Source organism: Pelotalea chapellei (assembly GCF_018531195.1).
GTDB classification, from domain to species: Bacteria; Desulfobacterota; Desulfuromonadia; order Geobacterales; family Pseudopelobacteraceae; genus Pelotalea; species Pelotalea chapellei.
This window is the reverse complement of record NZ_JAHDYS010000014.1, coordinates 84,843-99,077: the sequence shown is the minus strand read 5'-3', so window position 1 is coordinate 99,077 and position 14,235 is coordinate 84,843. Positions and strand designations below refer to the sequence as shown.

The window sequence follows — 14,235 nt, the reverse complement described above, 5'->3', positions numbered from 1 at the left end:
TTTGGAAAGCCGTGTCTTGATAATAATGTGTTACCTATGTCCCCGAACAGTTGTTACCTATGTCCCCAGTCTATACAAGTGGGAGAGGCTGGGGAGAGGGGGCCTTCACCCTCCCCGCCGGGTATCCGTATGATACCGATACTCAGACAGATCCGTAGAAACAGAAGAAAGCGACGAGCCATCCCCTAACTGCCCCGCCACACCGGCAAAGCTGCGCCCCCAGCGCAGGGACTGGCTTCCGTACCTGCTGCGCAATCCATCCAGCGCATCCTGCAGCGCAGTGTCCCGTCGGGAGCTTGAAGCGGCCGACGCAAACAGATCCAGCTGGCCATGTTGTTCAGCCGCAGAGGCGCAGCTCAGTTTCAGCGCCTTCACGCGCACCCGTCTGCGGCAGGTGCTGCGGAAAAGTTCTTCGGCGGCAATGAAGAGCGGGATGTCCAGCGCCTGCGGTGCGGAAAGTTTTTTGTGCCCCTGCTCCGTAACGCCATCGGCGTAACAGACGGTCAAGTTCAGTCGTGAGGTTTCCCTGCCGACCCTGCGCAGCCTGAAACCGCAGCCCTCTACCAGCCGTAGCAGCTCGGCCAGCAGGATTTCGTCATCGTTTTCTTCCTGCTCCAGGAATGACTCCTCCATGATTTCGGTACTGATCCGGGGCGGCTGGACCGGAGAACGGTCAATGCCCCGGGCCCGTTCGTGGAGCAGCGGCGCAACCGGCCCCACTGCCAGACGCAGCTGGGCAACGCTCAAGGCGGCCAGATCCTCCACCCGGCGCAGGTTCAGGTCGCGCAGCAGCAGCGCTTCCCGCTCGTTGCCGATACCGGGAATCACCGACACCGGAAAAGGAGCCATGAACGATTGCTCGGCGCCGCTGAAGACATCGTAAACTCCCGGCTCGGGCATGGCATCGGCGGCAATGCGCGAAACAAGCTTGTTGGCGGCCGTGCCGGCCATGGCGGTCAATCCCATGCGCCTGACGATCCTGCTTTCAAGGCGGCCGGCCACATCGCGGGCCGGGCCGAACAGGCGCCTGGAGCCGGTCATGTCCAGAAACACCCGGCCATTGGAGGGTTCCACCAGCGGAGAAAATTCGGCAGACAACTCGAACAGCAGGCGGGTGCCTTTGGCAAGCAAGAGGGGGTCGGGAGGAATAACCGTCAGGGCCGGGCAGATCCTGCGGGCACGGTAAACCGGCTGACCGGGAAAGAGCCCTTCAGCCGCCGCTTCGCTGGATATGCACTGGAGCAGGCTGCGTTCGGAATTGCCCGGCGCCACAGCCACCGGTCGTCCAGACAGACGGTTGTCGGTGGCACGGGCCAGGGCAATGGGAAATGCGGGAATGACAAGATGAACTATTTGCCTTTCCATTTTTTGTAAAACCGCATGGAACCGACCAGAATACCCCGGATATGAAACTCGTCCGACTCCTGCACCATGATCGGAGTCATGGTCGGGTTGGCCGGATGCAGCTCGATGCTGTTACCTTTCCTGACGAAACGCTTGATGGTGATGGAGCCGTTCAGTTCAGCGATCACAGTCTGGCCGTTCTCTGCGGTCGGCTGACTATGCACGGTCACGTAATCGCCGTCCATGATGCCTTGATCGATCATGGAATCGCCACGCACCTCATAGACAACATTGCCCGTTCCGGCCATGGCCGAAGGAACTTCCACCACCTCGGCCTGCTGAAATGCCTCGATCGGCCGTCCGGCAGCAACGATGCCCACAAAGGGAAGCTCCATACCTGCCGCAACCGCCTGGGCAGGCTTGTTCAATTCAATGCTGCGACGGCCGTTCCAGCGTCGGGAGAGGAAGCCGTCCCGCTCCAGCAGCTTCAGGTAGTGCTGGACCGTGCCGAGGGATTCAAACCCGCACCCCCTGGCGATCTCCTGCTGGGAAGGCGCGTAGCCGTGGCGCTCCTGATACGTGGTGATGAAATCAAAAACCTTCTTCTGTTTGGGGGTCATGGCTCTGCTCCTGTTTCAGATCAAAAGCATAGTCGTAAGTTTCTCGCAAGTCAAGTGAGAGTGTTTTCAGGAAGAAAGGTAGTAGTAGTGGGGGTAGTAAAAACCACAAGTGGATTCAGAGGGAACAAGAGGCGGATGGCAGAAAGGAAGTAAATTCGATTTGAAACAAGTTGGTGGGAAATACGAGCTTAGAGAAATTTTCCAATGAAAATTATAAATAATATCAACGATCTACATTGATAATCGGCGTTGAAGTTTGATCCTTTTGGGCATAGGATCGAGGGGGTGGCGGACCCCAATTTTTCATTAAGTAGTTATATTGGTTATTGGATAAAGATGATACTGCTGAAATCCTGGGGCTCATCCTGACGGCGAGGCTGAGAAAGTTGTCCTCTTCTCTAAACATCCATCGATTGGCAATCCATTTTACTAAGATACTTTCCAAATGATCTGGCAAAAATTCTGTGAACTTTTTAAGTATAGCCGATCTTGTTTGAACACTATCACAGAACAGATATAATTCACGCTCAACACCTTTTAATATCTTTTTAAAATTATTCTCCGACAACTGGTCTGTTATTGTCAAAAAATCCCCCGTATCTTGATAATAAAGGAGAGGTCTATGAATCCTGTCCCTACCTATGTGCTGCCATGTTCTAAGAATTTCTTGCCATGACAATCTTCTGTCTTTTACATCATTTATGCAAGTATAGTCATAATAAAAAGAAATAAGAGTTTCCCATATTTTTTGAGGAAAACGCCACAAGTTATGATCCGGAATTTTTATCTCCTTTATATTAAAATCCTTAGCATTACGATACACTGGACTTCCATGATATATTCCCAAGGGAATGATAGCCCAAGGAGGAATGTAACTTTTTAAGAACTTTATATTTTCTGATGCTTCCTGCAAATCATCCTGATCTTCATTTGGATAGTTAGTGATTAAGTTGTAAATAACCAAGATACCAAACTCCTGGCAATATTTAATAGCAGCTAGATTCTCAATGGTTGTGACTCCCTTGTTCATCTTTTTTAAATAGCTGCTGCCGAAGGCTTCAATGCCTATCTGTACTTTCGTCACTCCAGCATCCCGCATGAGGGCATAATCCGTTTTTTTTAAATGGCCGGCCCGTGTTTGTAAAAAAATATTCAGATCCTGATGCAGTTCTTTTAATCCTGACATCAATTTGTCGAAATTCTTAATTCTTTGAATATTATCCACAAAACTTATGGAATGGCACTGATACTTATTAACTTGTTTCTTGACTTCCTCAATAACACGCGCCACAGATTTTTCCCGATAATCATGATATTGCGAATTGAGATTACAAAAAGTGCATTTATTCCACCAACATCCTCTCGATCCTTCAATAGGAATAAAAAGCTGATATCTGACAGCGTTTTGCAACTTAGGGGAACAATTTTCCAATTCGTGAAAATAATCTTCATATTCCGGCATAGGAAGGCTGTCTAAAGGTAATTTTTCAGGGAAGCCGTTAAATTTAACACTGCCATTATCTCTCCAGCCAAGACCTTTTATGGCAGCAAATTTCTTTTTAGCTAAGTTTTTAAAAAGGGCAGTGAGAGTTTCTTCGCCCTCACCACTGACAATGAAATCTATTTCTGGAAAAGTTTTGAGCAGGCTTATCCCAAGATCTCCATTACAGTAGGCACCGCCAAACACAATGGGAATATCAGGATAGCGCTGCTTTATTCTTCGGCTCAGGAAAATTGAAGATTTTAATTGGTCGTAGGTAACACTAAAGCCGATAAGTGAATACTTTGAAAAGTCTAACCTGACAAGCAGCTCTTCATTAAATGAATTCAACCTACCCAGAACAGTTTCCAATGAAATCGGTCGATATTTTACAAAGTTATTAAAGCAACTGGTTATCATGTATCTGTATCGCTCGAAATTTTCCGGATATAAAAAATGGGGATAAAAGATTTCATCCCGCATTGAATAACTGATAACACGATACAATTCCGGATCCAGGATTTCAGCGCATCTCACATAAGCATGATGAACATCTACAGGGATACCTTTATTTTTGAGATAGCCGGATAAGGCTCCCAATTGAATTGAGGGAGCATCTAATGTTGCAAAAGGCATGGAAATGAGAAGCAGCTTCTCCTGCCTCTCTTGATTATCACTTTTATTCATAAGAATAGTCGCACCCGGATTTCTCTTGACCTATTGAGAGGGATACATGGCGATAATTTTTTTATGAAGTAATACTTGTAAAATCCTATTGAAATTTTCATCTTTAATGTCGATGGAAATATCGTCAGCCAGATCTTCAACTTTTATATTACCTTTTCCATTTAAGTATTCTAAAAATTCAAACAACTCTTCATTGACAGGAGTTGTAGATTTATTTTCGTTAAAAATAAGATATAGCTGCTGCTCTTCTTTTCTAAACCTGAACTTTCCAGATATAGCTATTACGGCATCAGAATTTATGTTGACGTTTTTCATATCACCCTGATCCTGGAAAAAGGGGTCATCAACAAAAGGTTTTCCCATCCAGACATCCTTGCTTTTACAATCCCCAAACGCAGCTACCGCTGCAACCCTACACCCCCCGAAACACTTGTTTAAAACTTTGCATTCCAAACACTCATCAGGAACATTTTTTAAAGCTCTCCAATCCTCCATTTTGGCATAAATATTTTTAAAAGATTCTACTAAGAGATTACCATATACTTCAGAACTGTGAGAACAAGGTCTGATATCGCCGATATTTGACACTGTAGTTGATGATTTCCCTGCTTGACAACTTCTAGCCAAAAAGCCTATTTTTTTTCCATGTATTTCTTCCGGAAAAGAACATTTTGGTAAAGAAGTAAAAATATCAACATTAAGAGATAACTCCTGCTTTAACCAAAGCAAGTCGTTCACAAGAGATATAATTTCAGCTTTGTCTAAAACATCTTCATATTGAGAATTTCCCGTCACTAATCCCATAGGGGTGGCTCCGAATGACTTTATGCCAATTTCCTGCAGGGCCCTGGCTGTTGTTTTAATTTGATTAATGTTATTTTTATTAACAACCATATTTACTGAAAAGAATAATCCAGAATCAACCAATAGTTTTAATTTTCTTTTAAAGACACTATAATTTCCTCCCCCCGTCATCTTATTATATGTTTTAGGATCAGAAGAAGGACATGATACTAAAATACCTCCTGTTACAACCGTTTTTAATTTATCAATTATCGGTTGGTCCAATAATAAAAGATTGGTATTAATAGAAACAGTTACATCATTTTTTATAAAATAGGATAACAATCTAAACAATAAATCCGGTTTAGTTAGAGGCTCTCCACCCGTTAGCACGACAGAATATATTTTGTTTTCTACAATAATTTTAGCAATAGTATCCATTTCATAAAAATCCAGATCTTTAGATTCATCCATCCCATAAGAACAAGTAGAGTAATTAAAACAATGAGGGCACTTCAAATTACATTTATCCGTTATTTCAAATTGTATTTGGGTAGGCAAGCTCAAATTCACAATATACTCCTTTAACACGCTTTATTCATGAAATCAGGTGAATACAGCATCTATCATTGAGACAACTTAAACAAAATAAGCTGTAAAAATAGACTTCTTTATCGCACAGGCGAGGAAGCCTGTGCCACCAGGTTGATATTCCTAAATTAATTCACGCAACATAATTACAGTCACAGATACATGTGCAATAACAGTCAGTGTAACAACTGTCACAGTTAATGTCACAACGACTGTCACAGATAAGGTAGCACGGAGATACATCCGATCTATAAGAAAGGAATTTCATATTTTCAAAGTCAAATCTTTTCTTCCTTCTAGTTCCGGCATTAGATTTTGTAGTTCTTGCATTAGTCATTTCTATACAACTCGAGTCAACCTTTATGTATACTCTAAAAACCTGATTTTCTATTTTTTCGATTCTTTCTAGATCTTGAATTTTAAATTGAAATTTTCTTTTACAATCATTCAATGGCGAAACAATAATATAGTCTTCTGAATTTTTTAGCTTCTGTACATTACCTACTATTACAAGAGCGTTTTCTGCTGCTAATAACTCTTTTGTGCTGTCTTCAAATGAAACAGATTCCAGCTGATCAGTTATGTCTTTTAATTCATTCATAGTATTCCTCCACTTTTCCGGGATGAGTCGCAATGCTTTCAAATGGTTGCGCCTGCATCGCTTTAATAGTCCCTTCTTAACGTATTAGAATAAGCATATCAGTTGCTGAACACCTGTCAAAAATGAGGAAGCCAATCTGTGTTCAATTTAGAAATCTATTGGTAAGACAGTGTTTTTATTAACTATTTTACGCGTTATACTTTGCCTGCAATTTGCAAATTCAAAAAGATTGAAATTTAGGGATAAAAAGGACTCACCAGTTTTGCGAGACTGGCGAGTAAGGAGGCAGGGACAACAACTCAATGCCGCTTGATCAGGTCTTTAAAGGCGGGGTAATATTTTAATCATCAGTGACAACAACGTCGGTCTTGTTTTTTCTACTATACTCAAAGGGCCAAGTTTCGGCAGCATCTGTATGCCATTCGATTTGTCCGAAACTGTTCCTTTTATAGTTTACTCCAGCATTTTCTTCCACAAACCTTATCCAATTGGAAAGCCCCCCTGTGTGAGTTATTCTTAATTGGCGGCAAAATATTGCCCCACCGTATGTTCTTTTCAACCTGTCATTCTCTTTAAGCAGGGCGAATTCCTTAGCCAAATCGTCTGATGTGTGCCAGGGAGTTGGTACAATTAGACCGTGGCAACCTGGAGTAATATTAAAATTTCGAAAATTATCTTCCAGATCTATCATTATTTCTATTTCTCTCATATTTTGCTCAACTGACGTGTTTTTGTTTAAATTTCTTAAGACATTTGGAGTAAAACTTTCAAAACCAATACACGACAAATCTAATATAATTCTTTTTTTCTGAGCTTGTATAATAGTACTCCTTACTCTATCTGCATGATTTCTTATAAACCCTGGCAATGACATGAGATGGATAGTACCTATGTCTTCTGCTTGCTCAATTAGTTTGGGGAGTAGTGGAAATGGATTTTGGTGACTTAGATAGAAATTTCTCCTTCCATTTGATAATGGAATATTTCTTATTTGAGAAAGCACGTGTTCAAGTGGAATTGTAAGCGGTCCCCCATAATGACAGAAACTACAACCCTTGGTTTGGATTTCATAGGGAGGTAAATCTATCCCAATAGGTGGATCTATTGCCAATAGTTTTGATTGCGAACCATACGGACATCCTCGCTGTGCCAAAACAACACCGGATTGAATTTCACGCTTATTTAAATCCTCACCTAAAATCAGGAGATTTCCCCAATCCACTTCTACTAGTTTTTCAATACAATACTGTGGTTGATTTCCTCTTATAACCTCGGAGTCCCTTACTGTTGTTACACCTGGTCTTCCAGCATATTCTTTGCAATCTTGGATATCATCTAAAACGGGAATAATATGTTCAGCAGGTCCTTCAAATAGAAAGTCAAATTCCGTTGTGTTTCCTTGAAAACGATGTTCATGTGTTCTGTGTCCTACTTCGGGTAGGTATACATAGTCAATTTCTGCCCCCGCAATAAAAGTTTTATACCCTCTTCGTTTTAATTCCCGAGAGATAAATAAATAATCGGCGGCACTTGAACTTATCAGAAGAGAAAAGCCAAATATCGGATCGTTAAATCCTAAATCATCTTGAACGCAGGCAACCAGTGAATCAGCGGTTATTCCATCATCAAAATTAACTTCAATAACTATAGATCTATGGTTTGAATATTTAGATATGATAGTTGCTGCAAGTTGACAACTGTATTTGCCACATCCTCCAAGATGAGTTTTGAGATGTGGAGTAATTATAACTAGATCTGCCATATTTGTACTCGTAGAAGCTGTTAAATTTTACCTTTATCGTAAGCTTCTCTGTCAAGTAGACTCCCGCACATTTCCGGAAAGTCAACCCAAGGAGACCTCCTTCACATTTTTTCGGCTCCTCTCTGGTCAATTTCAGGATTTTTGGATCTTCTTTTGCTTAAGACGCACGTTTCTTTGTCGCGCAAATGGCCGAGTTTGCATTAACGCAATAGGATCCACTTACGGCATTTACCCAGAAAAAAAGAGCCTTCGCTTTTTCAGCCAAGGCTCTTTGCTCACCACCAGTAATCATATCAAGTCCGGAATTTAAGCTTCCATTCTTAGAATTTGCTCCGGTCGCTGCCTGAAGAACGCTCCAGTTTTTTCTCGCGGACCTGGCGGTCTTCAACCCCTGCCTTTTCTGCAAGCTTGTCGTCAACATAGAGGACGGCCACCTCGCCGCCGACCATTTTCCATTGCGATTCCATCGTTACCGTATCGCTGCCGCTCTTCCAGCTGCGACGCTTGACATCACGCATCTTGTCGACCATTCCTCCTATCATGCTTTCGGCTGCAGGCTCGCCCTGTTCCTTGTATTTAACATCCAGTTGCCGGGCAATGCTGTCAGCCAGAACATCCATGTCCGCCTTTTCCGAAGACATCGGCAGTTTTACCGTCACCCGCAGCGTGTGCAGCACTCGACTCAAGGGCGCAAAGGAAAAAAGTATCTTTGCATCATACCCCATCAGCTTGGTATTGCAGTGATATTCAACCTTTACGGCCAAATCCTCAGGTTCCTTTTTTGAAAACAATCCGCCACTATCCAACTTGACGGCAACTCCCTTCTTTTTCCCTGCTTCAATGACCCGATCGGTTTTCATACCTGATTTCCAGACATCGAACACGAAAGCATCCGCCGATGCAGAAGCAAGCAGCAGGAGACTTAACGCGGAGATTGTGCGTTTAATTGCCGGCATGAGTATCATTTCCTTCCTCCTGATTTGGTAACTGATACAAATGTATGTTGGTTTTGAAGGTTTGCCAATGAAATTTTATGATGGAATTTTGAGCCTCACAATTTTGGGTGTGATTATGAAGGCACTACTGTTCTGGATGACGTAACCTTGACAAGCTTGAGAGATAACAAGGTCATCTGGAGCGGAAAAGTAACCGGGTATGTTGAAGGTTCAGATGAAGTGGACCCTGAAGGCTGGTCTGCTGATACAAGGGCCAATTCCTCCCTTAAGGAGGCCAATACCAATCTGATCAAGAAGTTGAAAATGATAGGAACCAGCACTCCCCCTCTTGATGACAAGGATCAGTTTACCTTCAATGGCAAATGAACCTTCATCCAGACAGATCTAACCACAACGAACGGGCGCATAGCATTAATAAAAGCAATCCATATACATCAAAATATCGATATTAAGAATTTGACGAACCAGGCACTCTCCCTCATATTAATGAAATTAAAACCTACGACCATGGAGAGAAAATGAAGAACCTTGTGTGCCTGTTGATAGCATCCATGCTTGCCTTTGTAGTGCCAGCCGTAGCGGCTGACTACAACTACGTTGCCCCTGGACAATTCAAACAATGGCTGGAGAGCGGTAAAGCCATGAATATCGTCGACATTCAAGTGCCTGCGCAGTTTCAGAAGCACCATTTCAAAGGTTCTCTTGAAACGAATGCTTTTCCTGCCAAAAGTACCGAAGAGAAACAGAAGCTGGACAAAATTATTCCACTGCTCGCAGCAGGGAAGTCGGATATCGTTGTTGTGTGCCCCAGAGGCGGTGGCGGTGCAAAGAACACTTATGAGTACCTCAAGGAGAAAGGGATTTCCGACAAACGGATATTCATCCTGAAAGATGGCATGCAGGGCTGGCCCTATAAGGAAATGCTGTAATCCCTGCCTATCGAAAACTGCAGAAACTGGCCTACCCCAACATTGCTGAGATGATCTTTGCAGACTGGAAAAGCGATGGATTGCCGGTAGCCAAATAGTCACGACTCCTGACATATAATTTATCCAAAGGCTTTAACCCTGAACAGGTTAAAGCCTTTTTATTACTCCATGATTTAAGAATTGTATCCCGCGCTTACTGTTTATGCAGGCCTGCAGACCATGACCAGATCAAAACCTCAGCTAATATTGCTTGCTCCTGAATATGATTTAGTATAGCTTTTGACCATGAATATTTTTGAGTTTTATTCCACAAACAGGAAATTTATGCTGCCATTCGTGATAGTGGCCGCAGTGCTATTTATATCCCAAGGTATAAATCTATCAAAAATTTCAAATCCGCAGGAGCCGAAGCTTTCAAGTTTACAAAAAGGCAAACCATCTACAACTGCAATTACCAAAACCCTGCTACAATCTTCACAACTCAAAACAACAAAAAAATCTGCACAGTACTTAGTTTTTATAAACTTTGATCATCAGGTAAAAAGTCCTGTCACATATCTTTCAAGTAGAAAGAATAAATCTTCTTCCTTTAGCTTTACCGCTATTTCAGTTGTTTCCGCAAGAGCACCACCCGCCTAATCTCTCCAAACACCCCATATCTTAGCTTGAAAGGTCCCTCAGCTTTTGCCTGAGGGTACGTTCACTACAAACATTTTTTGCTGTCAGCTAGGGACACCTCACAGCAGAGTTCTATCTGCTGTGGCTGAAAGTAGAATGTTTCTCTCAAGCTACTGAAATCCCATAAAATTATAGTGTACTTAGCTGCATATAAATCAAAACTCAGCATTCAGGGGAAATTATGCAATTCATAAAAAAAACAGAAATTGACTTTATCGGTAAGAGCAAGATCACCTTCATCATTTCAAGCATCATCGCGATTATAGGCATTATTGGCATTATACAGATCGCCAGAAACGCCGCTAACATGGGTATTGATTTTTCCGGAGGAACATCAATCCAACTCAATTTCCAACAACCGGTTTCTTTGGAAAAAGCACGGACTGCTCTTGCCGGCAACAACCTCAAAGAGGCTAGCTTGCAGGAGATAAAAGAGGGAAACAAGCTGCTTATTAAAGTTGGAAAAACTACTCTGGCGACAGGAAGGGTTTCCGATACCATCAAAGAAGTCTTCAAAAAAGAATTTCCCGAAAATACCTTTGTAGAAGAAAGTTCATCTGAGATTGGTCCTTCAATCGGTGACAAACTTAAGAAGGATACCCTGAAGGCAGTAGCTATCTCCATGATCGGAATAGTTATTTATATAGCCTGGCGTTTTGATTTTAAATTTGGCGTGGGCGCCATAGTCGCCACACTTCATGACGTGCTGGCTATGATTGCACTGTTTTACATTATGGATAAGGAAATCAATCTCCTCTTCATTACCGCCGTTTTGACCATTGCCGGGTACTCCCTGACGGATACGGTGGTAATATTTGACCGCATCAGGGAAAATCTCAATAAAACTTCAATGGAATCCCTGGCGAACACGTTCAACAACAGCATTAATGAAGTTCTCTCCCGGACTGTGATCACCTCATTAACCACCTTCCTGGCAGCAATTTCATTATTACTATTTGGCGGTGAAGTCATTCATGATTTTGCATTGGCCCTGGTTGCAGGGATTGTCATCGCAACCTATTCATCAATATTTATAGCAAGCCCGATAGTCCTGGAGCTGGAAAATCGACGGAAGAAAATTAACCTTCCGGAAATGACTCAAGCAGAAATCTGAAACCTCTCTCCTTCAATGCTGGTGTTAAGCACATCAGCTAAAATTCTTGCACTGATAAAATGTTCCATTTCAAACGGATCCCATATGATTAAAAACCTATCAAGTAAAATTGTCTCCACCTCCAACGCTTTGATACGGAGGCATCTGCAGTGGATTTCCTTCGTCACGACTACCAAACCAGCGGCAGTATTTATCGTATGTTGCCTGGTTTTCGTACTTTCCCTGTTTTCAATCAGCAGGATCCATTTCGAAGCTGATATTTTCAAATTGTTCCCTCAAAAGGGACCGCTTGCTCTTTTCATGGACACAATTGAATGGACAGGGAGCGCTGGAAACGTCTATTTTTTGCTCGAAGGGGACAAGGAATCGATAATCAAAGAAGCTGAAGTTTTCGCTGTTAAACTTCAAAATCTCTCTGTGGATGGAACTCCCGGTTTCAATAACGTTAAATATCGTATTTTTGATCCTACTGAGGCTGAGCCATTTACTGAATTCCTAAACTACGCGGTTACCCACCCGCAGCTTTTTGTGTCTCCTTCGGATGTTGCCCGTTACAAGCAGCTTCTCCAGCCTGATTTAATCGATCAATCTCTTCGTAAAGCCAAAACAGAGCTGGCCGCTCCAGGAAGTTTTAGCGGCCTTATCGCAGCCGATCCACTTTATCTGCGTGACCTTATTTTGCCGCGATTAAAGACAGCCTCCCAGGCACTTGATCTGGACACCTCTTCTCCTTATTTCCTTTCGCGTGATGGCAAGGTGCTGATCATTATCGCCGAACCTAGCAAGCCGGTGACTGAAATTGCTTTTGCCAGAAAGCTGGTGGCGGCTATCAACAAGGCTCGCGAAGGAGCCACCGTCCAGATATCTTGTGCCGGCGCCCACCTGAGCGCGGTTACAGATGAGTCCATCATGAAAGAGAATGTTATCACCGGACTGATTTCGACTCTGGTGGTTGTCCTGGCTCTTTTCTTTATTTCCTATCGGAGAATACTGCCGACTCTGCTGATCCCACTCATTCTGGTATATGGAGTTGTGCTGGCCGTGGGCTCGGCGGGTTTATTCTTCCCGACCATTAGCATCATATCTTTCGCATTTACCTCTCTCATAATCGGCCTGGGTACAGACTATTCAATTCATCTTTATGATCGTTTTCATTTCGAACGCAATAGCGGAAAAACATCCAATGAATCTCTCCAACTCGCGAACGTGGACACCGGCCATGCCCTCTTCACCGCTGCCGGCACAACAGCCTTCCCATTCCTCGCCCTGGTTGTATCAGATGTGCGTGCTCTTGCCGAACTGGGACTTCTGGTTGGGCTGGGAGTAATTTTCTCCCTGTACGCAACGTTCTTTTTCTTGCCGCCACTGTTGATCTTCATGGAGAAGAAATATCCCCTCAAGGAGTACAAGCCGTTACCCGGTTTCTGTCTTGGCAGCATCTGGAAGATAGGTCAGAGGTACTGGCGACCCAACATTGCCCTGTCACTGCTGATGGTGATTTGTCTATTATTTGCGGCTACCGGCATCTCTTTCGAATCCGAATTAAAGAATATGCAGCCCCGCACATCTGAAGCATTTCTCACCCAGGAAAAGGTGGAGCAGCATTTGAGCGTAAGCCCAAAACAGATGATCATTGCCATTGAAGGAACAGACCTTTCTGATGTTCTGTCACGGGGAAGCAAACTGGATGTACTGGCAGAACAGCTTCAACAGCGTGGTGAATTGGTTTCCTATGCTTCTCTGGGGCAGGTCATCAATGAAACCAATACACAACGCCCTATCGTAGAGGCCCTGTCAGTTGGTCTTAACAGCACCAAGCTTATCGCTGACCTGGAACAATCACTGACACAGCACGATTTCGCGATTGAACCTTTCCATAACTATATACAGAACCTTGCCAGTCTTTCCCAAGCCAAGCTCTTGCCAGTTAGCGATGGGCTTGCCGAGATGTCCAAATCTCCGTTCAGAGGCATTGTGGAAAGGCATCTGACCCATAACACAAACGGGTATCATCTGCTTACTTACCTGAATTACCGAGGAGCAGAATTTAAGCAGGCTGCATTTTCCAGCGCGTTGACAGATATCGATCCTCTGGCCCGTGCGACGAGCGTAGACTTGGTGAGCAAGCAACTCACCGATTCAGTCAGACACAGCTTTGTGTGGGCACTGATCCTTGGTGGAGCAATTGTCTTTCTGCTGCTTGTTTCTCACTTCAATGATCCGGTAGGAATTTTCTGCTCTTTATTTCCGGTTTTCTCCGGAGTAATTGCTATGCTTGGATTGATGGCCGCTTTTGAAATGCGACTCAATTTTATGAACGTGATGGTATTGGTGACGATTCTCGGGATGGGGAGCGATTACGGTCTTCATATTGCTCACAGGGTCAGGAACTGCGTCGAGGAAGAATATCAGCGTCGGTTTACTCAGTCCGGTAGAGCTGTTCTCCTTTCAGCGCTTACAACCATAGCCGGATTTGGCTCACTTGCTTTAACTGATTATGGTGCTCTGGCATCTATAGGATGGGCAACCAACTTTGGTATTGCTGCAACAACACTGTTCACCCTTGTAACGTTACCTGCTTTCATGCACTTCTTTTTGATTAAAAGGAAAAGAATGCTCAATTCAAACTAACCGACCACAACCTGTTCGAGTTGTGTGAACGGATGGAATATTTAAAAAGGAAAGGTTGG

At 43.6% G+C, this 14,235-nt stretch carries 12 protein-coding genes; 5 read left to right on the top strand and 7 right to left on the bottom strand.

Annotated features, from left to right (window positions below; translation table 11 throughout):
- Window positions 1-105: 105 nt before the first annotated feature.
- The 7 genes from KJB30_RS14275 to KJB30_RS14245 form a co-directional block, all read right to left on the bottom strand.
- Entirely contained in the window at window positions 106-1,365 is a 1,260-nt protein-coding gene (locus KJB30_RS14275; protein WP_214300489.1) for a DNA polymerase Y family protein, read from the bottom strand.
- The gene (lexA, locus tag KJB30_RS14270; RefSeq protein WP_214300487.1) at window positions 1,350-1,964 is read right to left on the bottom strand and encodes a transcriptional repressor LexA; all 615 of its coding nucleotides are present in this window, start codon (window positions 1,962-1,964) and stop codon (window positions 1,350-1,352) included. Before lexA ends, KJB30_RS14275 begins: the two co-directional genes overlap by 16 nt.
- 223 nt (window positions 1,965-2,187) lie before the next feature.
- The gene (locus KJB30_RS14265; protein WP_214300485.1) at window positions 2,188-4,131 is read right to left on the bottom strand and encodes a RiPP maturation radical SAM C-methyltransferase; all 1,944 of its coding nucleotides are present in this window, start codon (window positions 4,129-4,131) and stop codon (window positions 2,188-2,190) included.
- 30 nt (window positions 4,132-4,161) lie between these two features.
- Window positions 4,162-5,487 (bottom strand): radical SAM/SPASM domain-containing protein, encoded by a 1,326-nt coding sequence (locus KJB30_RS14260; protein ID WP_214300483.1) that lies wholly within the window; start codon window positions 5,485-5,487, stop codon window positions 4,162-4,164.
- 151 nt (window positions 5,488-5,638) lie between these two features.
- Complete coding sequence (locus KJB30_RS14255) at window positions 5,639-6,106, bottom strand: hypothetical protein (protein WP_214300481.1); 468 nt, start codon at window positions 6,104-6,106, stop codon at window positions 5,639-5,641.
- A gap of 340 nt (window positions 6,107-6,446) precedes the next feature.
- Entirely contained in the window at window positions 6,447-7,868 is a 1,422-nt protein-coding gene (locus KJB30_RS14250; protein ID WP_214300479.1) for a radical SAM protein, read from the bottom strand.
- Window positions 7,869-8,188: 320 nt separating this feature from the next.
- On the bottom strand, window positions 8,189-8,833 hold the full coding sequence (locus KJB30_RS14245) for a hypothetical protein (protein ID WP_214300477.1): 645 nt from the start codon (window positions 8,831-8,833) through the stop codon (window positions 8,189-8,191).
- 138 nt (window positions 8,834-8,971) lie between these two features.
- Between KJB30_RS14245 and KJB30_RS14240 the strand changes: the two genes are divergently transcribed.
- From KJB30_RS14240 to KJB30_RS14220, 5 genes are all read left to right on the top strand, one after another.
- On the top strand, window positions 8,972-9,190 hold the full coding sequence (locus KJB30_RS14240) for a hypothetical protein (protein WP_214300475.1): 219 nt from the start codon (window positions 8,972-8,974) through the stop codon (window positions 9,188-9,190).
- A 152-nt stretch (window positions 9,191-9,342) separates the two neighbouring features.
- The gene (locus tag KJB30_RS14235) at window positions 9,343-9,753 is read left to right on the top strand and encodes a rhodanese-like domain-containing protein (protein ID WP_214300473.1); all 411 of its coding nucleotides are present in this window, start codon (window positions 9,343-9,345) and stop codon (window positions 9,751-9,753) included.
- 324 nt (window positions 9,754-10,077) lie between these two features.
- Entirely contained in the window at window positions 10,078-10,392 is a 315-nt protein-coding gene (locus KJB30_RS14230) for a hypothetical protein (protein WP_214300471.1), read from the top strand.
- Window positions 10,393-10,612: 220 nt separating this feature from the next.
- Window positions 10,613-11,545 carry a protein translocase subunit SecF gene (gene secF, locus KJB30_RS14225; protein ID WP_214300469.1) on the top strand — a complete coding sequence of 311 codons (933 nt, stop codon included), beginning with the start codon at window positions 10,613-10,615 and terminating at the stop codon, window positions 11,543-11,545.
- 84 nt (window positions 11,546-11,629) lie between these two features.
- A complete protein-coding gene (locus KJB30_RS14220) occupies window positions 11,630-14,176 on the top strand; it encodes an efflux RND transporter permease subunit (protein WP_214300467.1) in 2,547 nt (848 codons plus the stop codon).
- Window positions 14,177-14,235: the final 59 nt, after the last annotated feature.